Raw genomic sequence first — 25,379 nt, forward strand, 5'->3', positions numbered from 1 at the left:
CGCGAGGGACGAACGGCCCGGTCCCGTCGGGGCGTGCGCGCGAAGCATGGAGCGAAGTGCACACGTCGCGAGGGAGGGACTGGGCATGTTCACGCACCTGCTGGCGGAGGGCCGGATCGGGACCCTGACGCTCAAGAACCGCATGGTGATGCCTCCCATGGGCTCGTTCCACACGGAGGCTGACGGATCGGTGGGCGACGAGCTCGTCGCCTACTACGCGGCTCGTGCCGAGGGCGGCTTCGGGCTGATCATCCAGGAGTACACGTGCGTGTCCCCGGAGGGCCTCGGCGGCCCGAGGGAGCCGCGCCTGTGGAGCGACGACGACATCCCGGGCGCCCGGCGCATCGCGGACGCCGCGCACTCGGGCGGCGCACGGATCGTCGTGCAGCTGCACCACGCCGGGCGCGAGACGACATCGGCGGCCACCGGTGGCCGGCAGCCGGTGGCGGCGTCGCCGGTGCCGTGCCCGGTGAACAAAGAGATGCCGCACGAGCTGACCGACGACGAGATCTGGGCGATCGTCGCGCAGTTCGCCGACGCCGCCGGCCGCGCCAAGGCCGCCGGCTACGACGGCGTGGAGGTCCACGGCGCCCACGGCTACCTCGTGGACAACTTCCTCTCGCCGTACTCGAACAAGCGGCACGACCGCTGGGGTGGGTCGCTGGTCAACCGCGCGCGGTTCGCCACCGAGATCGCCCGGGCGATCCGGGCGACGTGCGGCCCGCGGTACCCGATGATCATCCGCATCAGCGCCGACGAGCGCGTCCCCTCCGGGATCGAGCCGGCGCAGGCCGCCGCGCTGGCGACGCTGCTGGAGGCCGCGGGCTACGACGCGATCGACGTCTCGAACGGCGTCTACGCGTCGATGGATTACATCATCGCGCCGGCGCAGGTGGCGCCCGGGTACGAGCTGCCGGGCGCGGCGATGGTGAAGAACGCCGTCACCATCCCGGTGATCGGCGTCGGGCGCATCACCGACCCCGTCTTCGCGGAGCAGGTGCTCGCCTCCGGTGCGGTGGACTTCGTCGCCCTGGGGCGGGCGTCCATCGCCGACCCCGCCTTCCCGCGGAAGGTCGCGGAGGGACGGACCGACGAGATCGCGCCGTGCGTCGCGTGCATGAGCCGCTGCATGGACGTCCTCGCGGGCGGCGCGGGCGTCAGCTGCATGGTCAACCCGTTCTCGGGCAACGAGCTGACGATGCGGATCGTGCCGGCGCCGCTGCGGCGGCGCGTGGTCGTCGTCGGCGGGGGCCCCGGCGGCATGGAGGCGGCCTGGGTCGCCGCGGCGTGCGGCCACGACGTGACGCTCCTCGAGCGCACCGCCACGCTCGGCGGGCAGGCGGTCCCCGGCTGCGTGCCGCCGGCCAAGCAGGAGCTGACCAAGGCGATCGCGTACTGGCAGCACATGTGCGAGCTGCACGGCGTCGACATCCGCACCGGCACCGCCGCGACGCGTGACGTGGTGGCGGCGCTGACGCCGGACGAGATCGTCGTCGCGTCCGGCGGCACGCCGATCGACCTGCACCTGGAGTCGGACGGCGTCGAGGTGGTGCAGGCCGTCGACCTGCTGTCCGGGCGGGCGACCGTCGGCGCGAACGCGCTCGTCGTCGGCGGCGGGCTCGTCGGGCTGGAGACCGCGGAGCACGTGGTGGCCCTCGGGAGCGCCGCGACCGTGGTCGAGATGACGGACGTCGTCGGGCGCGGGCTGAACCCGATCACCCTCGGGTTCGTCCTGGCCGGGCTGGCGGCCGCCGGCGTGGCGATCCACCGCTCGACCACCGTCACGCGGCTGACGAAGGACGGCGCCGAGTGCAGCACGCCGGCCGGCCCGCTGACCCTCGAGGGGTTCGACACCGTGGTGATGGCGGTCGGCGCGGAGCCGGACACCGGCGTGGTGGCGGAGCTGGAGTCCCTCGGCGTGCCGGTGCACGTCATCGGCGACGCCAGACAGGTCCGCCGGCTGTCCGACGCAGTCGAGGAGGGGGCCCGGCTGGCGCTGACGCTGTAGCCGCCCGCTCGGCGGCGGCCGCCCGGGGCCGTCGCCTCCAGGCGGTGGTCCGTCGCGGCTGCGGGGGAGAAGCCGCGACGGACCACCGCGCGGGTTCAGGTGGGCCGGCGGGCAGCAGCCGCTCGCCGCACGGGTCAGGTCCGGGAGCCCAGCGGCGGTTCGCCGCTCGTCAGGCCCGATCGGCGGGCGGCAGTGCCGGGAGGGTGGGCGACGCCTCCACGGTGCGCGGGAACTGCTCGGGGGCCGGGCCGAACGCGGTGCGGGCGCCCTCGACGACGGTCCGGCCGAGGGCACGCCCGCCGACGACGCCGATGAGGAGGCCGATGCCGAAGGGCGCGAGCCGGCCGAGGGCGAGGCTGCCCTGCTTGACCGCCTGCCGCTTGACCAGGCGCCGTGCGAGCTGGGCGTTGACGCGCTTGACCGTGCCGAGCGGCATGCGCGTCAGCAGGGTGCGCGCGACCCGCGTCGTCGTGATGCCGGCCGCGTCCTCGACGACCTTGGCGCCCGGCTCGCCCAGCAGGGTCGCCATGAGCAGGGCCTTGCGGCGCTCGGCGTCCTGCACGTCGATGCCGTGGACGGAGGCCACCGCCAGCGCGAACGCCGCCGAGGCGCCGAAGAACGTCGCGACGTCGCTCACCGTGAGGGCCGTGGCGACGCCCGTGCCCACCGATGGCGCCGCGGCCGCGACCCCGACCGCGCCGCCCGTGGCGGCGACCACCTGGAGGTACTCCCGCTCCAGCAGCCGCACCACCTGCTGCGGGTCGGCGCCCGGATTGCGCCGGCGCACCTTGTCCACGTGGGCGTGGATGGTCGCGGACGGGATCGTCACCGCCTTGTCCAGGGCGGCGTCGATGAACGGCATCGGGCTCAGCCCTCGCTGGCGACCGTGAGCGTCACGCTCGCGCCGGCCTCCAGCGTGCGGCTGACCGTGCAGTGCTCCGTGATGGCACGGTGGAGCACGACGAGGAGCTTCTCCCGCTCGTCGTCGGCCAGCCCGGTCAGGTCGACGACGAGGCGCTCCGCGAACGCGGGGACGCGGTCCTCCGGGCCGTCGGTGGGGCCACCGACCTCGATGGTGACCGGCACGTCGTCGCCGAGCCGGCGCGACAGCGAGCTGTCGGCGGTGAGGCCGGCGCAGCCCGCGAGGGCGAGCTTCATGAGCTCGACGGGGCCGAACACGCCCGCGTCCCCGGTGTTGCCGATCTCGACGCGCGCGCCGCGGTCGTTGTGGCCCGTGTACCGGCGGTGGCCGATCCGTTCGACCCAGAGGCGGGCGCCCTGCGAGTTCGCCATCGGGTCGAGGACCGGGTTCACGTCGATCGTCGTCATGCGGCGATCCTCGCATGCGGCGTGGCGGCGCCGCTGCGCGCACGGGGGTGACCTGCGGCGATGCGGTGCGTGCGTCCCTCGTCGGCCCGGTGCGGCGTCGTCGGCCCGTGCGGCGTCGTCGGCCACGGCGGACGACGACCACGGCGGGCGACGACCGCGGCGGACGACGACCACGGCGGGCGACGACCGCGCTGGACGACGACCACGCCGGACGAGCGCGGCGGACGACGAACGGCGGGGCCGGGCGCGTGGTCCCGGCCCCGCCGTCGCGCCGCAGTACGGGCTACGGCAGCGCTGGGTTCGCCAGCTCGATCAGCTGGTGCGCCTGCGCCGGGAACCACGCCCCGGCGGCGGGGTCGACGATGCCGCCCCACTCCGGGTCGGTGCCCGTGCCGGAGCGGTCGCACTGGCCGTCGGACTCACCGGGCACCTTCACCCAGAGGTAGGCGTCGACCAGGGCGTTGCCGGTGGTCGTCGTCGGGCGCACGCCGAGGCCGCGGCCCGGCGGGTTGCACCAGTCGAGCGTGCCGACCCACGGGCCCTGGCCGTTGCGGCTGGTGTCGATGACGAAGTGGGTGGTGGGCACCGTGGCGCCGAGCGCCGAGGCGTAGCGGGAGTCGATGCCGACGGTGTTCCACGCGAGGTCGGCCGCGTTGCCGCTGTACGGCTGGTTGCTCCAGACCTTCGTGTTGTCCATCGCGGCGCCGCTCCAGCTCGTGGCCGGGCCGCCGTTCCAGTACTGGTTGCCGCAGTTGTTCCCGAAGTCGTACGCCGTCGGGTCGGCGGCGCTGTCGCGCTCGGCGAGCGCGATGCAGTCCGAGATCCACGTGCCGTAGTCGACGAGGTTCGCGCTGAACTGGTAGTTGGAGACGTCGAGGAAGAAGCCGTCCGCGCGCTGCACGCCGGCCAGCAGGAGGCGCTGGGCCGACTCGCCGACGTTCTGCCAGCCGGTGTGGGTGGCGTCGAGGTAGACGGACGTGCGGGCGCCCTTCTTGAGGGTGTCGATCGCGTAGCCGAGCTGGGTGAAGCGCTGGGCCGGGTCGACGCCGGCGATGGTGCAGTTGGAGCTGCCGTCGATCTTGCTCGTGTAGTTGGGGATGAGGCCGAGCCCGTCGGGCTCGAGGATCACCGCGGCCGGCGCGTCGCCGATGCCGGCGGCCAGGCCGTCGATCCAGGCCTCGTACTCGGCGGTGGTCTGCGCGCCGCCGGCGGAGTACTGGCCGCAGTCGCGGTTGGAGGTGTTGTAGGCGACGAGCACGGGCACCGCGTGGGCCTTCTGCGCGCCGCGGACCACTGTGGCGACGTCGTTCTGCACCTTGCGGGGCGTGCCTCCGGTGAACCAGGTGGCAGAGGGGAACCGAGCGAGCAGCTGGGCGTCGGCCTTGGGGCTGCCGGGCCGCGCCGGGCCAGGCAGCTGGGCGGCGGCCTGGGCGGTGGTGCTGTGCGGGTTGACGTACAGCCGGGCGCCCGGCTGCAGCGGGTTGCCGGTGGGGTCCGGCGTGCGGCACGCCGCGGCGGGGCCGGCGGCCAGGAAGACGAGGGCGGCGGCTGCCGCGACAGAGACGAGCTTCGTTGCTGTTGGTGCCATGAGAACGCTCCCACTCGAACGAGCCGGCGCGTCCGTGCGTCGGCGGGGTGGACTCGGATTCCCTTGCGACGGCGAGCGCCACAGCACCCCGGTGTGGTGGCGCCGCCGTCGCTTACCAGATTTGTCCGGTTGTGGGAGCGCTGTCAATCGGTAGCGCCGTCGTCCCTGTCGCGGCGTCGCCGGACCGGGCCGCGAACCCTGCGTGCGGTTCGCCGAGCCCGGCTGCGTGCCCCGGCGGCACGGATCGGGGTCCGGCGGCCGACGGCGGCGGGCGGTGGCGTGGCTCAGAGCCAGGCGAGCGCCGCCACGACCAGGGCCTGCGTGCCGGTGTCGAGCGTGGGCTGCAGCACCGGGCCGAAGGTGGCGGAGTGGTTGACGGGGATGTCCTCGTTCACGCGTCCGGCGCGCTCGGCGGCGGCGTAGACGCCGGGGTCGATGCCGCCGATGCCCCAGTACGTGTACGGCACGCCCAGCGCGTTCGGCACGTCGCCGAAGTCCTCGCTGGCCGACTGCCGCGGCAGCTCCCCGGCGCGGTCGCCGAAGAACGCGGTGAACGCCTCGGCGACGCGGGCGGTGACGGCCGGGTCGTTGGACGTCAGCGGGAAGCGCTCGAACGCCTCGATGTCCGGCGGCTGCGGCGCCCGCGCCGCCTCGCCCTCGGCGGTGACGATGCGGCGGATCGCGTCGAGCATGGCGGTGCGGGTGGCGTCGCTGTAGGTGCGCATGTTGAGCAGCAGCGTCGCGCTGTCGGGGATGACGTTGCTCTTGGTGCCCGCCTGCACGCTGCCGACCGTGAGCACCGCGGGCTCGCCCGGCGCCAGCTCGCGCGAGACGACCGTCTGCAGCCGGAGCACCGCGCTCGCGGCGATGATCACCGGGTCGACCGCGGCCTGCGGCATCGAGCCGTGCGCGCCGCGGCCGTGCAGGGTGATCCGCAGGTTGTCGGCGGCCGAGAGGGTGGGGCCCGAGCGGGTGGCCACCCGCCCCGACGGGAAGGGCAGCACGTGCTGGGCGAGGGCGACGTCGGGGTGGGGGATCACGGAGGCCAGGCCGTCGTCGAGCATGCCGCGGGCGCCGTCGCCGGTCTCCTCGGCCGGCTGGACCAGCGCCACCAGGGTCCCGGACCATTCGTCGTGCGCGTCCGCGAGCAGCTGCGCCGCGCCCACCAGGCACGCGACGTGCACGTCGTGGCCGCAGGCGTGCATCACCGGGGTTCCGGCCTCGTCGGTCGCGGTGCTGGCGTAGGGCAGGCCGGTGGCTTCCTTGACCGGAAGGGCGTCCATGTCGGCGCGCAGCAGCACGGTGGGGCCGTCGCCGTTGCGCAGGATCCCGACGACGCCGGCGCCGCCGATGCCCTCGTGGACCTCGAAGCCGGCCTGCCGCAGCCGGTCGCTGGTTCGTCGTGCGGTGCGGGTCTCGTGGTGCGACAGCTCGGGGTGGCTGTGCAGGTCGCGGTAGAAGTCCTCCTGCCACGGCCGGACGGACGGCAGGGCGGCCAGCACGGTCTGGGCGCGGGACTCGGTGCTCACGGCGACCTCCGATCGGTCTCGTCGTCCGCCGACGCCGGCGGGGCGGCCTCTCGATTCTCACGCCGCCAGCGCGGGCGTGGATACCGGAGGGTGCCGCCCTCCCACGCCGGTGCGGCCGGCAGCTGCCAGCGGCGCCAGCGCGCCAGCAGGGTGAACCCGGCGCCGACGAGGGTGGCGATCGCCGGGCCGGCCACCCGCAGCCCGTTGTCGTAGCAGAGGACCATGACGCCGCTGGCCACGATCGCGGGGATCGCGTAGAGGGTGTTGCCGCCGAAGATCGCCGGGATGCGCCGCAGCACCACGTCGCGCACCATCCCGCCGCCCACCGCGGTGATGGTGCCCAGCAGCACGGCCGGCAGCCAGCCGAGGCCGACGACGAGGGTCTTCTGCGCCCCAGCCGCCGCCCAGCAGCCCAGCGCCAGGGCGTCGACGAACGGGAACGCGCGGTCCCACAGGTGGCCCCCCACCGGCAGCAGGAAGGCGACCGCGGCGAAGGCCAGCGCGGTGAGGATGTACGCGTAGTCGGTCAGCGCGACCGGCGTGCCGTGCTGCAGCAGGGTGTCCCGGATGAGCCCGCCGCCCAGGCCGGACAGGATGGCCAGCACCCCGAACCCCACCGGGTCGAGCCGCTCCGCTCGCGCCAGGACCCCGCCGAGCAGGGCGTTCGCCGCCACGCCCGTGAGGTCGATCCAGCGCAGCGACTCGCTGATCGCGACGTCCGGACCGATCACGGCGGTTCCTTCCCGAACCCTGGCGGCGGGGCTGGCGCTGCCTAGAAGTGGCTCTCCTTGTCGCCGATGAGCTGGGCCACGTGATCGGGCACGTACGTCGACAGCTCACGTGGCGGCCGGACGTAGCCGGTGCTCGGCGCGGGGCGGTCCGGGAGCGTGATCTTCGGCTGCGCCACGTCGGTGTACGGGATCGTGGAGAGGAAGTGGCTGATCATGTTGAGCCGCGCGTGCTTCTTGATCTCCGACTCGACGATGAACCACGGTGCGGCCGGCACGTCGGTGTGCACCAGCATCTCGTCCTTCGCGCGCGAGTAGTCCTCCCACTTGGAGATGGACTCCAGGTCGGTGGTCGAGAGCTTCCACTGGCGCAGCGGGTCGGACAGGCGCGACTTGAACCGGCGCAGCTGCTCGTTGTCCGACACCGAGAACCAGTACTTGCGGAGCAGGATCCCGTCGTCGACGAGCATCTGCTCGAAGATCGGCGTCTGCCGCATGAACTCCGTGTACTGCTTCGGCGTGCAGTAGCCCATGACGCGCTCGACACCCGCGCGGTTGTACCAGGAGCGGTCGAACACGACGATCTCGCCGGCCGCCGGCAGGTGCGCGACGTACCGCTGGTAGTACCACTCGGTCTTCTCGCGCTCCGTCGGAGTCGGCAGGGCCGCGATGCGCGCGGTGCGGGGGCTCAGGTACTCGGTGAACCGCTTGATGGTGCCGCCCTTGCCGGCCGCGTCACGTCCCTCGAAGACCACGACGATCCGGGCCCCGGTGGCACGCACCCAGGTCTGCAGCTTGACGAGCTCCGTCTGCAGCCGGAACAGCTCGGCCTCGTAGACGCCGTTCGGGATCTTGTCGGAGCGGCGGCCCGCGCCCTTCTTCGACTTCTTCGTCTTCTTGACCTTCTCGACCGGGGCGTCGTCGCCGTGCGTCATGGCGTCGACGGTACCGCCGGGCCTCGAAACCGCGACGGCAAGCACCGATCTGCCCCGAACTGGGTGAGCGTCGCGCTGTGGGGTGCTCCCGCTTGCCGGCTCTCCGCCGGGACCGAGGTGCCCGGTAGGCTCGTCGTCGTCCGCACGGCCCCAGGCCTGCGGACGCGCGGGCGGCAACGCCCGACGCGCCTGTAGCTCAGGGGATAGAGCACCGCTCTCCTAAAGCGGGTGTCGGCGGTTCGAATCCGCTCAGGCGCACCGAGTGTTTGTGTGGTTCCGCCTGATGTTGGACGTTTGAGGTTCGGCTGAGGGTTGACGGAGTTCCGGTTGATGGTTGACACCGGTTTCGGTTGATCGTTGACGCTCCCTGGATGAGGGAGCTGAGCGTGGCTGAGCAGCGGTACAAGGCGGTGCGGATCTTGACCCGGTTTCTTCCTCATCGTGAGCACCACTGTCGGGGAGCTGACCCGGGCCGTCGAAGAGTGGGACGGCCAGCGGGCCGCGTTCCCTCCTCGATGAGCCGACTCGCTCGGCGGGCGAGAGCTGATGACGGACCGCGGCCCTTCTTGCATCTCGGCGATGCCGGGTTGACGGCGCCAGCCGCGAACCGCTCCCGGTGGCGCCTGGTGCGGCCACGTCACCGTGCCGCCTGCGCTGACAGGGAGTCTTGTGGGGCGGATCACCCTCTGGACCTAGTGCGCGGGCAGGTTCACGCGTGTATCGTCCTAAGCGATCCGCGGGGAGCAGGACTCCTCCCGGAGGGGCTGAAGCACGAGGCATCGTGTTCGCCCAGCAGTGCAGGGTGTTCCCGACGACAAGGGTGGCGCACTATAGATCGAGCCCCGAATCCACGTAGCGTGCATTCGGTCGCGATCCACTCACACCGTTGATAAAGAGCCCTCGCTCGCAGTAGCGCTCGAGTCTATGCAGAGGACGCCCCGCCATCGGCGGGGCGTCTTTCTTAGTCGGTCATCGCGCGGGCCATACGCGGACTGCTTGCTTGTTGCCGCGGACATATCCGTTCGGATAGACGTTGACATGGCACCGCTCGTGCCGAAGGCGCCACACCTCGTAGGAGGACGCGATTCGCTCCTTGCCGCGTCCACGTTGTACGTCCCAGTGATAGCCAAGGGGGAGCAGCGCGCCAGCCACTCGCAGCGCCTCGCGTTCCTCGCCCGCTGCTCCGTGGAGGGCTGAAGGTCGCTCCCATGTGCGTCCAGCGTGATCGACTCTGCCGCCGTTCCGCGTGTCGTAGCGGGCGCCGAAGTCTCGGAGGCACTGGTCCGTCCACGGCTCTGGCCACGAGTAGGTCGGGTCGAATATGTGAAGCGGAAGCGCGCGCGGATCGTGTTCGCTGCCACATGACCCCGTTGGAGGCCAAGAACCGAACCGCCCAAGCGCGCTACGAACGTCCCCGACACCACGCACCAGTGCGAAGTCGGCCTTGTGCGCGACGTAGTCGCCCAGAGGTATGAGCTCGCGCAACGTTGCTGGCTCGCTCGACGGATCTGACTTGACGTAAGAGGCATGTGACGCGATCACGATGCAGTCGCTCAGGTGTAGGGACTCGTAGAGTTCGCGGGCATCACGTGGCGACAACACACGGTACGGACGATCCTTCTCGATGCCGCCGCGGACTCGCTGGTCTTTCGTGCGGCGAACGTTGAACGTCAGCGCGGCAGCCCGCGCCAACTGCTCCGCCGCACGCCGGAGGGCCTCTTGGTCTCCCGACTCACGTTCCACACCGATGAACCACACCCGACGCGCCACCTGAACTCCCGGGGCCCCTGGCGCGTCAGCTCGGTGCCCACTCGCCGGCGCGCCGCTCACGGGAGTACGTGCAGTAGGGCGGACGCCGGCAGCTGAACGGCCTTCAATTCGTCGGGGCTCATGCGTCGGATTGTGGCAATGAGGGCCTCGCGGAGCCGGGATTCCTCGGACGGTCGCGGCTGGGTCCGGGCCACCTTACGCTCGATCGTGAGGTTGGCGGGGACGGGAAGGTCGGCCCCGGCATACCAATCGCGCAGGCGTGCCACGACGGCGCGCTTGAGGTAGAGGTTCCACAGCCCCTGGAGCACTCCCGGGAGCGCCCGGGTGCCTCTTCTTTCGTTCAGCCAGACTTGTGCGCGCGCTCGCACATCTTCATCATCGACGCCGTGCATGCGTTCGATCGATTCCGCAAAGTCAGCGCGCCAGGCATCCAGGACCTCTTGGGTGATCGTCGGCAGAGGAACGGGGATATCGGGTGAGCCCTCGATTCGCGACGAAGGCCTTGCGGTGCCGCCGACAAGGAAGTACGGCTCGCCGCTTGCGTAATCGATCGTGGCGGCCCAAAGGTCGGGGCGTACGGTGATCGACTCGTCAATGGTAATCGCATCTTCAGCAACGCCCGATGGTGCCCGCGGGGGCTCTGGCAGTAGATAGAGCACCGGTGGGCGCCGTGTGTCGTCAACAGCCAAGACGTCCGGAAGATCCTGGACGAGGTCTGTCATCCGTTCATAGCCGAAGCGCCCCTGGTCGAACTTCTCGCCGAGGATCTGCGAGAGCCGGTTCTTCAGCACGGCCGTGGACATGTGCCGCCAGTCTTCTTTGCCGCTCTCCCGCGCACGGTCGAAAGCTTGCCGCACCAGGGCTTCGAGCTCGTGGCGGACGCTGTCGGGTGTTGCGGCCTGGCGGTCCGCTGTGCTCTCCTCCGGCTTGATCTCGCTCACGGGCCCGCCGTGGATTGTGGACTCTGGAGACTCATGGCCCTGTGAGGTCTCGGCTCTTTCAGGAGCACCAGCGGGGCGCTCCGCCCTACCGTCAAGAAGGAGGCGCACCTCACGTACCTGGGCGTCGGTGAGGCGTGAGGACGCGCTCCTCGCCCCTGCCAGGTGCGGTGTGCTGTTGATCACCTGAAGGACGGAGCGAGAGGGCACCCCGTACTCCCTGGCGAGTTCGTACACGGTGAGGCGGGCGGACATGGTGGGCATTCTGCCGCTTCCCTACGTCCCGCGGTGCCCGCTCCCCGTCCACATCGCGCCCCACCCGGCGTGCCGCCAAGGCCGGTCGCCGCGACGTTAGGACCTTCAGCGCCGCTGCTTGCCGCAGACTTTGGTCAGCGTATGGTCAGCGAGGCCTCGGAACCGGGTCACACGACGAACTACCCCCCTGTGTTTGCGCAGGTCAGCTTGTTATCCACAGACCAAGAGCGAACCCCTAAAGCGGGTGCCGGCGGTTCGAATCCGCTCAGGCGCACAGATCGGGTGTGTGGTTCCTCCTGATGTTGTTTGCGCAGTTCAGAGGGCGTACTGCACCGCCGCTGCGGTAGGGGAAGTGTCTGACTTGCCGGGTATCGGTCAGCGTGTGGTCAGAGGCTTGTCTCAGGAGTTGGACGGCCCGTCAAGGACGTGGACGGAAACCGACGGACGCCACCGCGTCTCTGTCTCTGGGCGCCGTTGTGCTGCCGGAACGAGCGGGCGACCGGCCGGTCGGCTCGTGGCCAGCGTGAATGACGGACAAGTCAGCGCTCCCACCTCATTGGCAAGCGCTGCGCCGCGCCGCCAACGTCAGGAGCAGGCCATACGGTGTGCTGATGGGCACCGTTCCCGTCCCCACCGTCATCGCCGGGTCATCTGCGCTCATTGCCGTGCTGTCGCTTAGCTGGGGCATCTGGTCGTGGCGCATGACCGGTTCGAGCATCCGTGTGCATGCATTTCTCTACCGGGATGTGCTACTCGTCCGAGCGTTCAATGCCGGGCGCACCGCAGACACTATCGAGCACCTCGTGCTTGGTGGTACGCGGGGCGGCCTTGGCGGGTATGACCTGACGGATCAGATCGGCGGCCCCGTACGCCTCGAAGTTGGCCAATCGGAGTGTTGGAGGCTCGACCCCAGTCAACTCCCGGCCGCGCGAGTACTGAGCGCCCGGCGTGGCTGGGACAACGTCTGGCTGCTGCTCGGTTCGATGCGGCAACGCCGTGTTGAAGTGCTACCCGTGCCGCATGCCCAGCCGCCGAGGGTGGGATGGAGGCTCGCACCCCGGCGGGCGCGCTGGTCTCGCTACACCCCCCTGGCAGCTGCTGCGGCATTGCTTGTTGCGCCGTCCGGCTGGACCACGGCGACGCGGGTTCTCATCACGGTCATGACCGCGATCGTCCTTGCGAGGCTGTACGGCTCGTTCGTCAGCGCGTCTTCCTCACGCCGCCTTCGAGTGGAGAGGTGGGCGACGGCGGCGGGTGTGGCCCTTGCGGTCATTCTTGCGACCGAAGCTGAACCAGGCGCGGAACCCAACGGATCGACGGCACAGTGGGCGACCGCCATCTACGGTCTCGGCGCCGCGCTCCTCGCCGTCCCAGGTGGCGTGTCCCGCCTGCGTGAAGAGGCGGCCCTCATCCGCCGCAGCGCCGGCCGGCGATTCGGGCGCCGTGCGAGGCGCCAGGACACAGTCGAGGTTGGTCCAAATTGACACCCAGCTGCGTCCGCAGATCGGCACAAGCGGTATGAACGGAACGAGACGCCGCCAATGCTGCTCAGGGGCAAGTACGGCTGAGCGCAGCCGCTTTGATCGCGGCCACGGCCCGAGGTGGGACTCGCGAGCCCCTGCGCCGTGCTGGCCCGAGACCCGTCCGTGCCCCAAGGATACGGAGTCGCTAACGACCGCCTCGCCCCGAGGATTCGGCTGGATGTCGATGTCCGCGCGAGCCGATGCAAGGGAATAGAGATGACCGAGGTTGAACCGCCGGACGAGTACTACAAGGCGCTCGGCAGAATCGTTGCCATGTCAGCCCGTTTGGAGCTTATGGTCTTGGAACTCGCCTTAGCGATCGAACTGGGGTCGGCGCCGCGCCATGCGCTCATTGACTACTTGCCGGACTATTCTCGGCCGGGAGCGATCCTCTCATACGCGAATCGAGTCGCACCGACACTGTCTGACCGTGCCTTGCGAGCCAACGTCCAGAGCTACCTAGAGCGTGTCGCCGATCTTCTCCTGGAGCGGCACGTGGCAACCCATGGCATCATCTCGTCCGCGATCGGCTTTGATCCTGGGGAAGAAGGTGGAGGGGGTGAGCGGCAATTCTGGGTGATTTTCGACGCAAAGACCAAAGCGATGCGCGAGATGTCGCTGAAACAGATGGGCACTCTCGCGGATTCCTTAGTTGGCGCCGAGCCGGAAGGCCGGAATCTGCGAGATATCATCGCCCCGCCCCCTGATCGAACCGCTCTCGGGCTGCTCACTCAGGAGCTCCTGCGGCGCCGCGCCGCGGGCGAAGATACGGCGGAGGTTGAGGCCCAGTTGCTCAACGATGCAGCTCGGCCCTCGGCACCTCGGCACAACTGGCAGTTCCGCGGCCCAACGGGCCAGCAGCAGAACCCAATTGCTGGCTGACGATGTGGGTGGCCTCACCGGGTGTCTGCTCTCGCGGTTGACCACTCACGTACGGTCATCGGCCAGGCCTCCCCGTGCCAGTCGGTCGGCGACGGCGGCGGTCGGCGGCGCTTCGAGCGCCCTCGGTCGCGCTCCATCAGAGCGGATACGTCCCTCAGACAAGACAGGCGGCGCCACTCCTCGCAGCTTGAGGTCGCCGCGCGGACGCCGCCCGAATGTCACGCTGGGCGGTTTCCCGCGTGGGTCGGCGCCGGCCGCACGCTGCCAGCCAAGGGACCGGCTGGAGCCTTGACCGCTACGGCATCTGTCAACCTGGCGCCTCTGAAAGGTCTGGCGGAACGCGAGGCCACGGACCGGGAACGAAGACCGCGACGTCGTAGTCGCGGAGGCCGGGTTGCTGGAGCCTGAGTGCTTCGCCGAGCAGGTGGTACTGGATCTCCGGGGCCTGGCTGGTGAACCAGTCCGTCTGCCGCCCCTGGGTGTGGGCGTCTTCCACGACGATGTAGTCGGGCTGCACCGGCCGGCCCGTGCTGTCGACGAAGTGCTCGTGCAGTCCGATCACGGTGGCGCGGTCGACGAGGTAGCTGGCGGCACCGTCGGCCGCGGTGACGCGGGAGCCGTCGGGGATGATCCCGAGCACCGTGGTGATGTCGTGCTCGCACTCGCCGCAGCGGGATTCCTGCAGGCTGGCGAGCAGGCGCCCGACGGGTGCCCAGAACGACAGGACGACGGCTACGCCCAGGCCGGCCGCGAGGAGCCGACCGGTGAGCCGCTGCCGGTTCATGCGGCCGAGGGCGTCGGCGAGGGCGATCGCGCAGATGACGGTGATGGTGGCGTTGTAGTGGTACCCGGTGCCCCAGTAGGTCGCGTCGGGTGACGTCCATCTGGACAGCAGCGGCGGGATCACGCCGAGCATCAGCGGCGAGCGGAGGGCCAGCCCGAGGGTCGGCAGAAGGAGCACGACCAGCAGGCGTGGCGCCTGGCCGCTGCCGAAGGCGTGGCCGAGGTCCGTGACGGCCCGCGCGACGAAGCCTTGGCCGGCGGCGCTGGAGCTCCAGTACGTGTACCGCCCGTAGTACGAGATGGCGGGGATGATCAGACCGACGATCAGGGCGAACGACCCGGCTCCGTAGAGTGCCGCGACGCCCGCCAGCCGGAGTCGGCGCCGCGCCAGCAGCACGAGGGCAAGCCCGAGCAGCAGGAAGAACGAGTCCTCCTTGACGAGCATGAGCGGCAGCGCCCACAACAGCGCCGACCGGTCGCGGCCCTCCAGCAGGCGCAGGTAGCACATCGCCACCAGCGGCAGGGCGAACGCGACCTCTTGGAGGTCGAACAGCGCCAGCCCCGGGGTGCCCCAGGCCAGCGCGTAGAGCGCGCCGACCAGCAGACCAGTGGCCTGCCCGAGCCGCCGCGTGACGGTGCGCGTGATGAGGAACGTGGTCAACCCGATGAGGGCCGCCTGCACGAGGGGGAGCACCCAGACGTGCGGCGCCAGCCAGTACGCGGGCGCGGCGAGCGCCACCACCGGGGAGAAGTGGTCGCCGAGCAAGTTGAAGCCGGAGACGGCCTTGATGGTGGACCACGGCAGGTGCCCGTGCGCGTACTCGCGCACCGCCTGGCCGAAGATCGCCAGGTCGATCCCGGCATCCATGTGGTGAAAGCGCGCGAGCGAGAGGGTCGAGTAGAGCCCGAAGGTGCCGGCGCCCAGCAGCAGCTCCGCTGTTGGCGGCTGCAGGCGACCGCGCCAGCCGGCGCGGAGCCCGGCCGGCGCAGGTGCGCCGGCCTGCAGCGCCACCGCTGCCACTGCTCAGTCGCCCCCGGCTCGCACCCGCCGACCGGCGAGCGCGTCTCGGCGAGGCTATCGACGGACGGTCGCCCCGAGAGGCGAATCGCCCTCGGTTGCAGCGGGCGTGCCGCGGCGAACTTCGGGCGGTGAGCGCCGGCCGTGGCGTGTCAGGGCAGCACGTGGCGGAACGCGATGTCGCCGAGCACCGCTTCGGGGCTCGTCGTGTGGTCGTAGCCCCACAGGCCGTCGTCGTCGACCCACCAGTGCCCGGTGTCCAGCGCCCAGTGCCACCACCACACGCGCTCGGGCAGGGTCAGGGTGCCGACGTACAGGTCGTCGTGCGGGTCCCAGACACCGATGGGCGCTTCGGGGGAGTCGGGGTCGGCGCAATCGACGAAGGTGGTCCCGCCGCCGGTGAGCACCACCAGCCACCAGGGCCGGTACCACGAGGCATGGCCCGGCTGCTCGCTGTCCAGGGGAGACGCCCGGAGAGTGGCGGCGTGCTCGTGGCGGTCGGCCAGGTGCTCGACGTACCGCGTCGGCTCGGACGTCATCTCGTAGAGCTCGAGGGCCTGGGCGAACGCCTGGCGCAGCGGCAGGAAGAACCGGTGCGGGACCAGGCCCCGGAGGCCGGGCATGGGCGCGTCGCCGTGGTCGCAGCCGTCGTGCCACATCCAGATCGCGGCGGCCTCCCCCGGGAGCCCGCCCTCGAACTCCGCGGCGAGCGCGTCGGCCTGCTCGCAGCTGATGCCCGGGCGCAGGCAGTCCACGGCCACCGACCCGAGGCCGCGCAGCCGGTCTTCCCAGCCGGCCAGTGCCGCCGTCACGGACTCCGCGCTGATCTAGCACCCCCTGCGACTCTCGAGCGGCCCCACCGGCCTCATCGACACCGCTGCGGTCGGACCTGATCTCTCGCGGACGGCGCCGCCGACGGCTGGGTCAAGATTGCATCGCGCACGCCGTCGGGTCGAAGCCGACGTTGGTCGCTGACGCCGCCGGGTCGAGGCCGACGTTGATGCCGCCGACAGGGTTGCCGGACACCAGCACCCAGTACACGCCGTGGGCGTCGGTCGGTACCGCCAGGTGGACGGTGGCCGTGTGATCGGCGTCGTCGTTGACCTTCGTCGTGTCCGAGGCCACGACGGGCGCGCCCGCCGAGCAGGGGCCCCGGAGCTCCGCGGTGACCTGGGTGAGCACCGTGCGGGGCGGCCACGTCTCGCCGTTGAGGCTCGTGTCGTGACAGTCGTTGGGGTCCCAGAGGTACGTCAGAGGGATGGTGACGGTCTCGCCGGGCGCTGCGCTCGTCGGCACCTGTCCGCTGGGCCCGACGCACGACCCGCCGCCGCCGGTGCCGCCCGTCGCGACGCCGCAGCCGGCGAGCGCCGGCACCACGAGGCCGAGCGCCACCATGGATCGAGCCGTGCGTGACCACCACATGGAGCACCGCCCCCTTGCGGACTGCTCGTCGTCGGTGGCTCGAATCGTAGTAGTGCGCGCTCGGTCTGGCGCCTGATGGCCGAGGCAAAACACCTGGTCAGCGCGCATCGCAGGGGGCGTCGTCGTCGAGCGGCTCGATCCAGAGCGGCCATTCGGCGACCTGCGTGGCGTCTTCCTTTGCGACGCCGTGCTCGAGCGCGCGTCAGTGGACCCTCACGCGGCGAAGTGGGCGGCGTGGCCCGGATCGCCGCAGGCCGGGGCCTGTCCTGCTTCGCCGCTGCGCCGTCGAGAGCGTCGAGCTCCCGACGGCGTCAGCCTCGTCCGACGGCCACCGCGGTCGGGCCGGGCCCGACAGACGCCGGAGGCGCGGCCGCCGGTCGGGGGAGATGGACCGTGACGGCTAACCCGCCGGAGTCGGGTGCGACGGCCGTCACCAATCCCGAATGGGCTGTGGTGATCGCATCGACGATGGCCAGGCCGAGCCCGAATCCATCCGGGCCGGTGCGGTCGTGCAGGCGACGGAACGGCTCGAACAAGGCCCGGACCTCGCCGGCGGGAATGACCGCACCGGTGTTGGCGACCGTGACGACGACCCGGTCGGCGTCCTCGTCGGTCCGGGTGCTGATGGCGATGCGCCCGTCAGGCCGGTTGTAGCGGACCGCGTTGTCGACGAGGTTCGTGACGAGCCGCTCGAGCAGCACCGGGTCGCCCGTCGTCCGCGCTGGCGCGAGCGACACGTCGACGTCGAGGCCCTCGTGCGAGACCGAGTCGACGACATCCTCGACCACCGTCGCGAGGTCCACCGGTTCGCGCGTGGTCAGCGCCTGATCGGTCCTCGCCAACGTGAGCAGCGCCTCGATGAGTGCCGTCGCACGGTTCGCCGCCTCCCGGACGTCGACAGCCATCGCGCCCAGCTCCTCGACCGTCGGCGACGGCTTGGCCAGCGCGACGTCCACCGACGTGCGGATGACTGTCAGGGGCGTGCGCAGCTCGTGGCTCGCGTTGGCGATGAAGCGGCGCTGGCTGGCGAAGGACGCGTCCAGCCGCGCGAGCATCGCGTTGAACGTGTCGGCGAGCTCGTAGACCTCGTCGCGCGGGCCTTGCAGAGCGACGCGCTCGGAGAGGTTGGCGTCTGAGGCAGCGCGGGCTGCCGTGGTGATGCGCTGGATGCGGCGGAGCACCCGCCCGACGACGAACCAGCTCGCGACGGCCATGAGCGCCGTCGCCGCGACCAGGGTGACCAGCGAGAACGTCAACAGGTGGCTGAGTGTCGTGTCGCTCTGGGTCTGCGCACCGAGCTGGACGCCGGCCTTGAAGGCGATCTGACACTTCTCGCGCAGGTTGGCGTCCGCGGTGGGGTCGTGCAGTGCCGTCCTGCACGCGGCGGCGAGGGCGTCCGAGCTGGTGGACCGCGCGATGGCCTTGCTCGCGGGCACGGTGCCCGCAACAAGGGCGTAGGTGGTCGCGACGACGACGGCACCCGCGGCCGCGGACAGGGCCGTCGCCAGCAGCGTCAATCGGGCCCGGATCGTCAGGCGCCGGTGCCTCATAGCCGGTACCCCTTGCCGGTGACGGTCACAATCAACGGTGGTTCGCCGAGCTTGCGGCGGAGCCTGGCCATGGTGACCGAAACGATGTTGCTGAACGGGTCGATGGTCGAGTCCCACACCCTCTCGAGCAGCTCCTCGGCGCTGATGACCCGGCCGTCGGACGACGCGAGCAGCTCAAGGATGCCGAACTCCTTGCGGGTCAGATAGAGGAGCTGGTCGGCCCGGGTCGCGCGGTGCCGCGCTCGGTCCACACTCAGGTCGCCGACGCGCACGATCGGCGGAGTCGATGGCTCGCGCCGCCCGAGTGCCCTGATCCGCGCGACAAGCTCGTAGAACGCGAAGGGCTTGCCGAGGTAGTCGTCGGCGCCGAGATCGAGGCCTGCGACTCGGTCGTCGACCTCCGTCGCCGCAGTGAGCATGAGGATCCGCGTCGGTGCACCGCTCGCGACGAGCGTGCGGCAGACTGCGTCGCCGTGCACGACCGGCAGGTCACGGTCCAGCACGATCACGTCATAGGTGACGGTCGTGGCGCTCTCGAGGGCGGCGCCGCCGTCGTGCACGACGTCGACCGCCATGCCCGCGTCCCGCAGACCCTCAGCGATGCGCTCCGCCAACGTCACGTGGTCTTCCACCACCAGGACCCGCATGCGACCCATGGTGCGCCGGGACAGATGACATTCCTGCGACACGGCAGGTAGCGACGGTGTCACCGGCCCCTGCGTAGACCTGGGCGCACCGCCCGCTGGGTGGGTGGGTGCGGAAGTCCACACGATCCACGGAGGTGTCCCGGTGAAGATCCGAACGTCGGTCCTCGTGCTGGCGAGCATCGGCCTGCTCGCCGCGTGCACGGCGGCACCCCCCGGCCCGAGCGTGCCAAGCCTGGCCGCGAACGGCTCCTCGACCGGCCCGGCGAGCGCTGTCGGCTCGGGCGGCGACCGGACGGCAGCCCTGCACGCGGCCGCCGAGTGCATCCGCCAGCACGGGGTGCCGACGTACCAGGACCCGGTGCTCGACGCCAACGGCCACGTCTACACCGACAGCCGCAGCATCATGGACGCCGGTCAGGCCGCGGGCGACAAGTCCGACATCCAGACCGGGCTCATGGCGGCGTGCGGGACGCTCATCACCGCCGCCGGGCTCCAGCCCGCGGACGAGCCGCCCGCGCCGCCCGCGCTCATCGAGGCGGGCGTCAAGGCCGCGGAGTGCCTGCGTGCGAACGGACTGCCGAACTACACCGACCCCACGGCGTCGACGCCATTCGTCCCGGGACACGGCTTCAGCATCCCGGGCGACGCGCTGCCGAACACGGGCGCGGGCAAGTCCGACCCGACCGTGCAGCGGGCGTTCGCGGCGTGCCGCACGCAGCTCGACGCGGCGATTGCCCAGTCCAGCCTCACGGCCCTCGCACATGACTAGGCGCACGACGTGGGTCGTGGTCGGACTCGTCCTCGCCGTCATGGTCGGCACGGGGAGCTGGTACCTCGGCCGAGGGGCCCGCCCGGCGACGGTCGTCCAGGCGACGGTTCCCACCGCGACCGCCGCCGTGACCAGAACCGACTTGGCGACGACCACGCAGGTCAGCGGCGTGCTCGGCTTTGCCGGGAGCTACACGGTGGTCGGACAAGGGGTCGGCGGGACGGTCACGAGCATCCCGGCCCCCGGGGACGTCATCGCGCGCGGTCAGAGCGTCTACGAGCTCGACGGGCGCGCCGTCCCGCTCTTCTACGGCACGCGGCCGTCCTGGCGCGACCTCGCGGTCGGCGTGACCGACGGACCCGACGTCCAGCAGCTCGAGCAGAACCTCACCGCGCTCGGCTACGCGAGCTCCGAGAACCTGACCATCGACCAGCACTTCACCGCGGCGACGGCAGCGGCGGTCGCCCGCTGGCAACGTGCCAGCGGGTGGGTCGCCAACGGCCGGTTCGCCCTCGGCACGGTGGTCTACGCACCGGGTCCGATCCGGGTCGCCGCGGTGGGGGCGGTCCCGGGCCAGGCAGTCCATTCCGGCGGTCCGATCCTCACCGCGACGTCGACGACATCCCAGGTCACGGTGCCCGTCCCGACAATCCAGTCCTACCTGGTGCACGTCGGCGACGCCGTGACCGTGACGCTCCCCTCGGGCGTGGTCACGCCCGGTCGGGTCGACACGATCTCGACCGCCGCGAGCCTCTCGGACGGCTCCGGTGGTTCCGGTGGGGGTGGCTCCCGCGGCTCGCCCGACCCGGCGCAGGCCACCGTCCCGGCCACGGTCACCCTCGCTGATCCGCACGCGGTGGCCGGCCTGGACCAGACGCCCGTGACCGTCAACATCACGAGTCAGGCGGTCAAGGGCGTGCTCGCGGTGCCGATCACGGCCCTGGTCGCGCTCGCGGGTGGCGGGTACGGCGTGTACCTGGACGACGGAGGCGGACGGCGGCTGGTGTCGGTGGTGCCGGGGTTGTTCGCGACGACCCTGGTGCAGGTGACCAGCGCGGACCTGCACGTCGGAGACAAGGTCGAGGTGCCAGCCGCATGAGCATCGCCGTCGAGCTGCACGACGTCACCAAGACCTACCCGGCGCCGAACGCCGTCACCGCCCTCGAGCGGGCGACCCTCGCGCTCAGGACGGGCGAGACCGTCGCGATCACCGGACCGTCGGGCTCGGGCAAGTCGACCATGCTCAACCTGCTCGGCACGCTCGAACGGCCCACGAGCGGGGAGGTGCGGCTCGCCGGCGTCCGGGCGTCGAGCCTGTCGGACGGCGAGCTGTCGGGCCTGCGAGCCTGGCACATCGGGTTCGTGTTCCAGCAGTTCTTCCTGCTCGACCACCTGTCGGTGCTCGACAACGTCGCCCACGGTCTGCTCTACCGGGGGCTAGGCGCGCGCGATCGCCGATCCGCCGCCGCAGCGGCGCTGACCCGGGTCGGGCTCGCGCAGCGGCTGACGCACCGACCCCAGGAGCTGTCCGGCGGTGAGCGTCAGCGGGTCGCGATTGCCCGGGCCCTCGTCGGGCACCCCACGCTCCTGCTCGCCGACGAGCCGACCGGCAACCTCGATTCGACGACCGGTGCCGACATCGTCGCCCTGCTCGCCGGCCTCGGCGATGACCGGACGACGATCGTCGTCATCACGCACGACGCCGGCGTCGCCGCCGCGATGGACCGGCACATCCACCTGCGCGACGGTCGCATCGTCGGCGACGACCTGAAGGCGGCGTGATGACCAGGAACCCGACCACCCCGGCCGGTCGACGCTCACGGGTCCGCCTGGCCGACGCGCTGGGGGTCGGCGCCGCCGGGCTGCGCGCACGACGCATGCGCTCGACGCTCTCGGCCTTCGGCATCGCCATCTCGATCTCGGCCCTGGTCGCCGTCCTGGGGATCGCCGACTCGTCGAAGGCCGACCTGCTCGCGCAGCTCGGCGCCGAGGGCAACCTGCTGACCGTCGCCGCCGGTCAGACCTTCGACGGCAGCCCCACGCCGCTGCCCGCGACCGCCGAGTCCATGATCCGGCAGATCCCCCCGGTCCTCATGGCGACCGCCGTCGGCACGGTGCCCGGCGCGACCGTCCGGCGCTCCGCCGCGGTCCCTGCGCTCGACACCGGCGGGATCAGCGTGCTCGCGGCCGAGCCGTCGCTCCCGTCCGGGCTCGGCATCACGATGCTGCACGGGCACTTCCTCGACGCGATCGGCGACCGCTACCCCGAGACCGTCCTGGGGTTCGCCGCCGCGCGGAACCTCGGCATCGACGTGCTCACGCCCAGCACGCAGGTCTACCTCGATGGCATGTACGTCGCGGTCGTCGGGATCATGGCGCCCGCGGCCGTGGCCCCCGAGCTCGACACGGCCGCGCTCGTCAGCTTCCCCGTCGCCGACACGCTGCTGCATCTCGACGGTCGCGCGACGCGCATCTACGTGCGGGTCGACCCCGACAACGTCGCCGCGGTCGCCGCGGTCCTGCCGTTCACTGCGTCACCGGCGCAGCCGGAGGCCGTCGAGGTCCGCCGTCCGTCCGACATCCTCGTCGCGCGAATCGCGGCCAAGACCGCATTCGTCGGGCTGTTCCTCGCGCTCGGTGCCATCGGCCTGCTGGTCGGCGGCGTGGGCATCGCGAACATCATGGTCATCTCCGTGCTCGAGCGCCGCGGCGAGATCGGGTTGCGCCGCGCGCTGGGGGCCAGGGCCCGGCACATCGCCGTGCAGTTCTTCATCGAGTCGGCGCTGTTGTCGACGGCCGGCGGGCTCCTGGGGGTTGGCCTCGGTGTGCTCGCGACCGCGATCGTCGCACGGGTCACCGGGACACCCGCCACCATGCCGGTCGAGGTGCCGGTCGGCGGGTTCGCCGCCGCGATGGCGGTCGGCGCGCTCGCGGGGCTCTACCCGGCGATCCGCGCCGCGCGGCTGGCCCCCGCGGACGCGCTGCGCACGCCCTAGCGCTGCTCGCCCCCCGGTCGGCCGGCCACCGATGGTTCGCAAGGGCCCGAGGCGATGGCCTGCGTGGCCGGTTGCGTGGGCGCTACTGGCGGGCTCGGTTCGGCTCAACCGGTGGCTGGACGGCCGGCGCGTCGACTGACGCCAGGGGCGCCGGCCGGGCGAAGCTCCGGAGCGGCGCACCCGCCGACCGCTCCGGCGGTCTAGCATCGGCTCGTCTCGCCGGACGAGGACGTGGGTACCGCCACACGGCCCAGGAGGCGACGACCCGCCCGATCGGGCGACAGGTTGGGGACATCGGCGGACGGTCCCACGCACGGCCGGGTGGCGCAGCCCGCCCACGTTCGGCGTGGAGTGGCGCCCGCGGCAGGTCGGCGCGTGGTGGCCGCGGTGCGGTCCGGCGCCCGGGTCCGGGCGCGTCGTCGGGCGTGGTGTGGGGCGGTGGAAGGAGGACAGGTGGCACAACCAGGCCGGCGCCGCAGCAACCCCGCGCGCGGTGATGGCGGGGGCGAGCGTGGCGCCTCGTCGGGCCGCGACGGGGGCGGGCAGCCGCGCCCTTCGTCGGCCCGCGGCACCGGCGGACCCCGCCGGGCCTCGATGCCCCGCGACACCGGCACCCAGCGACGCCCCGCGGCGCGGCGCGGCGAGCAGGGGCTCATCCCCGTGCTCGCCGAGGTCGTCGACGAGGTGGAGCGGATCGTTCGTCGGCCCCCGACGCGGCCCGTGATGCGGATGAAGTTCCAGGTCGCGGCGCTGCTGGTGCGGGAGGAGCAGGCGCGGCTGCGAGCCGACGCCACCCTCACCGCCGCGCGGCGGGCGGAGCGGCTCAAGCGGCTCGACGGCCTGGCGACGCAGCTCGCACGGACGGCCGCCCGGGACACGTCCCTGCTGCAGCTGCTGGCCGAGGACGCCCGGGTCCCGGAGGCGGCGCGGCAGTACAAGGCGGACCTCATGCGCGCCGCCGGGCTCGAGGTGGCGCCCGAGCCGGAGCCCGCGCCCGTGATCGTGACACCGATGCCGGCCGCCGCGGCCCAGGTGGTGCCGCAGTCGGTGATCGCGCACCAGCTGGCCAACCCGTTCCTCGCCCCCGACTACGAGGCCGCCGCCCAGCGCGTCGCGGCGCGGGCCCGCCGGCTCGCCGGCTGGGAGCTGCTCGACCCGCTGTTCAACTCCTTCGAGCGGGCCGCCACCGGCCAGCCGGCCTGCATGGCGCTGCCCGAGCCGCGCCCGGTGAGCCTGCCTTTCGGGCGGCAGCTCATGCCGTTCCAGGCCCAGGTCGTCGCGGCCGCGACCGGCGGCCACCGCACGTTCCTGCTGGCCGACGAGCCCGGGCTCGGCAAGACCGCGCAGGCGCTGCTCGCGGCGCAGGCGGCCAACGCGTACCCGCTGCTCGTCGTCGTGCCCAACGTGGTCAAGACGAACTGGGCGCACGAGGTGGGGCTGTGGACGCCGCTGCGCCGCGCCACCGTGGTCCACGGCGACGGCGACACGGTCGACGCCTTCGCGGACGTCGTCATCGTCAACTACGAGCTGCTGGACCGGCACGTCGGGTGGCTGGGCCACCTGGGCTTCCGCGGCATGGTGGTCGACGAGGCGCACTTCATCAAGAACAAGAGCTCCCAGCGCTCGCAGCACGTGCTGGCGATCTCCCAGCAGATCCGCGACCGCGTCGCCAGGCCGCTGCTCATGGCCCTGACGGGCACCCCGCTCATCAACGACATCGAGGACTTCCGGGCGATCTGGCAGTTCCTCGGCTGGATCGACGACACCAAGCCGGTCGGCCGGCTGATGACCGCGCTCGAGGAGACCGGCCTCACCCCGGCCGACCCGGGGTTCTACGCCGCGGCGCGGTCCGCGGTCATCGACATGGGCATCGTGCGGCGCCGCAAGGTCGACGTCATCGCCGACATCCCGGCCCGCCGGGTGGCTGACCTGCCGGTCGAGCTCGACGGGGCGGTCGGCCGCTCGATCCGGGCGGCCGAGGCCGCGCTCGCTCGTCGGCTCGTCAGCCGCTACCGGGCCGCGCTCGAGGCGCGCGGCGACGCCTCCCTGGCCGGGATCGACCTCGAGCTGGCCCGCCGGGTCGCGGCCGGCGAGCTCAAGGACTCGACCTCGAAGGCCAAGGGCGAGAACGTCTTCACGATGGTCCGCCGCATCGGCCAGGCCAAGGCCGGGCTGGCCGCCGACTACGCCGCCCAGCTGGTGCGCAACGTCGGCAAGGTGGTGTTCTTCGCCCGGCACGTCGACGTCATGGACGCGGCCGAGCAGAGCTTCGCCGAGCGCGGCCTCACGTACGTCTCGATCCGCGGCGAGCAGACGACGAGGGCGCGCGACAAGAGCGTCGCCGCGTTCATGAACGACCCCGAGGTGTCGATCGCTGTGTGCTCGCTCATGGCCGCCGGCGTCGGGCTCAACCTGCAGGTCGCCTCGAACCTCGTGCTCGCCGAGCTCTCCTGGACCGACGCCGAGCAGACCCAGGCCATCGACCGGATCCACCGGATCGGCCAGGGCGACCCCGTCACCGCGTGGCGCATCGTCGCCGCGCAGACCATCGACGCCAAGATCGCCGAGCTCATCGACAGCAAGTCGGCGCTGGCCGCGCGGGCGCTGGACGGGCTCGAGACGGAGGAGGGCGGCTCCGCGGCCGACGTGCAGCTCGAGGCGCTCGTCGGGCTGCTGACCGACGAGCTCGAGGCGCAGGGCGTGGTCTGA

General features: G+C 71.8%; 20 protein-coding genes and 2 tRNA genes. 10 read left to right on the forward strand and 12 right to left on the reverse strand.

Annotation, left to right across the window (positions count from 1 at the left end; genetic code table 11):
• The first annotated feature begins 85 nt into the window (after window positions 1–85).
• Window positions 86–2,008, forward strand: a complete 1,923-nt coding sequence (locus tag BGO37_RS06005) for an FAD-dependent oxidoreductase (protein WP_291753097.1) — start codon at window positions 86–88, stop codon at window positions 2,006–2,008.
• Window positions 2,009–2,177: 169 nt separating this feature from the next.
• Here BGO37_RS06005 and BGO37_RS06010 read toward each other — a convergent pair whose 3' ends face one another.
• From BGO37_RS06010 to ppk2, 6 genes are all read right to left on the reverse strand, one after another.
• Window positions 2,178–2,870, reverse strand: coding sequence for a hypothetical protein (locus tag BGO37_RS06010; protein WP_291753098.1), 693 nt, complete (start codon window positions 2,868–2,870; stop codon window positions 2,178–2,180).
• A gap of 5 nt (window positions 2,871–2,875) precedes the next feature.
• Window positions 2,876–3,337 (reverse strand): OsmC family protein, encoded by a 462-nt coding sequence (locus BGO37_RS06015; RefSeq protein ID WP_291753099.1) that lies wholly within the window; start codon window positions 3,335–3,337, stop codon window positions 2,876–2,878.
• Between the two features lie 283 nt (window positions 3,338–3,620).
• Window positions 3,621–4,925 carry a glycoside hydrolase family 6 protein gene (locus BGO37_RS06020; RefSeq protein ID WP_291753100.1) on the reverse strand — a complete coding sequence of 435 codons (1,305 nt, stop codon included), beginning with the start codon at window positions 4,923–4,925 and terminating at the stop codon, window positions 3,621–3,623.
• Between the two features lie 284 nt (window positions 4,926–5,209).
• On the reverse strand, window positions 5,210–6,454 hold the full coding sequence (locus tag BGO37_RS06025) for an amidohydrolase (protein WP_291753101.1): 1,245 nt from the start codon (window positions 6,452–6,454) through the stop codon (window positions 5,210–5,212).
• Window positions 6,451–7,185 (reverse strand): TRIC cation channel family protein, encoded by a 735-nt coding sequence (locus tag BGO37_RS06030; protein ID WP_291753103.1) that lies wholly within the window; start codon window positions 7,183–7,185, stop codon window positions 6,451–6,453. The genes BGO37_RS06025 and BGO37_RS06030 overlap by 4 nt, the downstream gene beginning before the upstream one ends.
• Window positions 7,186–7,226: 41 nt before the next feature.
• Entirely contained in the window at window positions 7,227–8,117 is an 891-nt protein-coding gene (gene ppk2 / locus BGO37_RS06035; RefSeq protein WP_291753104.1) for a polyphosphate kinase 2, read from the reverse strand.
• A 185-nt stretch (window positions 8,118–8,302) separates the two neighbouring features.
• Between ppk2 and BGO37_RS06040 the strand changes: the two genes are divergently transcribed.
• Window positions 8,303–8,375, forward strand: a tRNA-Arg gene (locus BGO37_RS06040).
• Between the two features lie 1,568 nt (window positions 8,376–9,943).
• Here the strand turns inward: BGO37_RS06040 and BGO37_RS06045 are convergent.
• Window positions 9,944–10,828 (reverse strand): OST-HTH/LOTUS domain-containing protein, encoded by an 885-nt coding sequence (locus BGO37_RS06045; protein WP_291753106.1) that lies wholly within the window; start codon window positions 10,826–10,828, stop codon window positions 9,944–9,946.
• A 447-nt stretch (window positions 10,829–11,275) separates the two neighbouring features.
• On the opposite strand from BGO37_RS06045, the gene BGO37_RS06050 reads away from it, so the two are divergent.
• The 3 genes from BGO37_RS06050 (at window position 11,276) to BGO37_RS06060 (ending at window position 13,485) form a co-directional block, all read left to right on the forward strand.
• Window positions 11,276–11,354 (forward strand) — tRNA-Phe (locus BGO37_RS06050).
• A gap of 337 nt (window positions 11,355–11,691) precedes the next feature.
• Complete coding sequence (locus BGO37_RS06055; protein WP_291753108.1) at window positions 11,692–12,564, forward strand: hypothetical protein; 873 nt, start codon at window positions 11,692–11,694, stop codon at window positions 12,562–12,564.
• Window positions 12,565–12,819: 255 nt separating this feature from the next.
• A complete protein-coding gene (locus tag BGO37_RS06060; RefSeq protein WP_291753109.1) occupies window positions 12,820–13,485 on the forward strand; it encodes a hypothetical protein in 666 nt (221 codons plus the stop codon).
• 307 nt (window positions 13,486–13,792) lie between these two features.
• Here the strand turns inward: BGO37_RS06060 and BGO37_RS06065 are convergent, their stop codons facing one another.
• The 5 genes from BGO37_RS06065 to BGO37_RS06085 all read right to left on the reverse strand — a co-directional run bounded on the left by BGO37_RS06065 (window position 13,793) and on the right by BGO37_RS06085 (window position 18,905).
• Complete coding sequence (locus BGO37_RS06065) at window positions 13,793–15,280, reverse strand: DUF2079 domain-containing protein (protein WP_291753111.1); 1,488 nt, start codon at window positions 15,278–15,280, stop codon at window positions 13,793–13,795.
• Between the two features lie 158 nt (window positions 15,281–15,438).
• Window positions 15,439–16,098 carry a hypothetical protein gene (locus BGO37_RS06070; RefSeq protein ID WP_291753113.1) on the reverse strand — a complete coding sequence of 220 codons (660 nt, stop codon included), beginning with the start codon at window positions 16,096–16,098 and terminating at the stop codon, window positions 15,439–15,441.
• A 112-nt stretch (window positions 16,099–16,210) separates the two neighbouring features.
• Window positions 16,211–16,681 carry a hypothetical protein gene (locus BGO37_RS06075; RefSeq protein WP_291753115.1) on the reverse strand — a complete coding sequence of 157 codons (471 nt, stop codon included), beginning with the start codon at window positions 16,679–16,681 and terminating at the stop codon, window positions 16,211–16,213.
• 338 nt (window positions 16,682–17,019) lie between these two features.
• Entirely contained in the window at window positions 17,020–18,258 is a 1,239-nt protein-coding gene (locus BGO37_RS06080) for a HAMP domain-containing sensor histidine kinase (protein ID WP_291753116.1), read from the reverse strand.
• A complete protein-coding gene (locus BGO37_RS06085; RefSeq protein ID WP_291753117.1) occupies window positions 18,255–18,905 on the reverse strand; it encodes a response regulator transcription factor in 651 nt (216 codons plus the stop codon). The genes BGO37_RS06080 and BGO37_RS06085 overlap by 4 nt, the downstream gene beginning before the upstream one ends.
• Window positions 18,906–19,047: 142 nt before the next feature.
• Between BGO37_RS06085 and BGO37_RS06090 the strand changes: the two genes are divergently transcribed.
• From BGO37_RS06090 to BGO37_RS06110, 5 genes are all read left to right on the forward strand, one after another.
• A complete protein-coding gene (locus BGO37_RS06090; protein ID WP_291753119.1) occupies window positions 19,048–19,674 on the forward strand; it encodes a hypothetical protein in 627 nt (208 codons plus the stop codon).
• Window positions 19,667–20,773, forward strand: coding sequence for a peptidoglycan-binding protein (locus BGO37_RS06095; RefSeq protein ID WP_291753120.1), 1,107 nt, complete (start codon window positions 19,667–19,669; stop codon window positions 20,771–20,773). Before BGO37_RS06090 ends, BGO37_RS06095 begins: the two co-directional genes overlap by 8 nt.
• The gene (locus BGO37_RS06100) at window positions 20,770–21,456 is read left to right on the forward strand and encodes an ABC transporter ATP-binding protein (RefSeq protein ID WP_291753121.1); all 687 of its coding nucleotides are present in this window, start codon (window positions 20,770–20,772) and stop codon (window positions 21,454–21,456) included. Before BGO37_RS06095 ends, BGO37_RS06100 begins: the two co-directional genes overlap by 4 nt.
• Window positions 21,456–22,670, forward strand: a complete 1,215-nt coding sequence (locus tag BGO37_RS06105; RefSeq protein WP_291753122.1) for an ABC transporter permease — start codon at window positions 21,456–21,458, stop codon at window positions 22,668–22,670. The genes BGO37_RS06100 and BGO37_RS06105 overlap by 1 nt, the downstream gene beginning before the upstream one ends.
• 594 nt (window positions 22,671–23,264) lie before the next feature.
• Complete coding sequence (locus BGO37_RS06110; RefSeq protein WP_291753123.1) at window positions 23,265–25,379, forward strand: DEAD/DEAH box helicase; 2,115 nt, start codon at window positions 23,265–23,267, stop codon at window positions 25,377–25,379.

This window comes from Cellulomonas sp. 73-92 (genome assembly GCF_001898175.1).
Classification (GTDB): domain Bacteria; phylum Actinomycetota; class Actinomycetes; order Actinomycetales; family Cellulomonadaceae; genus Cellulomonas.

Bases quoted from the DNA above. Each gene is read 5' to 3' on its own strand.
- BGO37_RS06005 (WP_291753097.1), top strand. From the start codon at position 86: ATGTTCACGCACCTGCTGGCGGAGGGCCGGATCGGGACCCTGACGCTC.
- BGO37_RS06010 (WP_291753098.1), bottom strand. From the start codon at position 2,870: ATGCCGTTCATCGACGCCGCCCTGGACAAGGCGGTGACGATCCCGTCC.
- BGO37_RS06015 (WP_291753099.1), bottom strand. From the start codon at position 3,337: ATGACGACGATCGACGTGAACCCGGTCCTCGACCCGATGGCGAACTCG.
- BGO37_RS06020 (WP_291753100.1), bottom strand. From the start codon at position 4,925: ATGGCACCAACAGCAACGAAGCTCGTCTCTGTCGCGGCAGCCGCCGCC.
- ppk2 (WP_291753104.1), bottom strand. From the start codon at position 8,117: ATGACGCACGGCGACGACGCCCCGGTCGAGAAGGTCAAGAAGACGAAG.
- BGO37_RS06055 (WP_291753108.1), top strand. From the start codon at position 11,692: ATGGGCACCGTTCCCGTCCCCACCGTCATCGCCGGGTCATCTGCGCTC.
- BGO37_RS06060 (WP_291753109.1), top strand. From the start codon at position 12,820: ATGACCGAGGTTGAACCGCCGGACGAGTACTACAAGGCGCTCGGCAGA.
- BGO37_RS06075 (WP_291753115.1), bottom strand. From the start codon at position 16,681: ATGGTGGCGCTCGGCCTCGTGGTGCCGGCGCTCGCCGGCTGCGGCGTC.
- BGO37_RS06080 (WP_291753116.1), bottom strand. From the start codon at position 18,258: ATGAGGCACCGGCGCCTGACGATCCGGGCCCGATTGACGCTGCTGGCG.
- BGO37_RS06085 (WP_291753117.1), bottom strand. From the start codon at position 18,905: ATGCGGGTCCTGGTGGTGGAAGACCACGTGACGTTGGCGGAGCGCATC.
- BGO37_RS06095 (WP_291753120.1), top strand. From the start codon at position 19,667: ATGACTAGGCGCACGACGTGGGTCGTGGTCGGACTCGTCCTCGCCGTC.
- BGO37_RS06100 (WP_291753121.1), top strand. From the start codon at position 20,770: ATGAGCATCGCCGTCGAGCTGCACGACGTCACCAAGACCTACCCGGCG.
- BGO37_RS06105 (WP_291753122.1), top strand. From the start codon at position 21,456: ATGACCAGGAACCCGACCACCCCGGCCGGTCGACGCTCACGGGTCCGC.
- BGO37_RS06110 (WP_291753123.1), top strand. From the start codon at position 23,265: ATGCCCCGCGACACCGGCACCCAGCGACGCCCCGCGGCGCGGCGCGGC.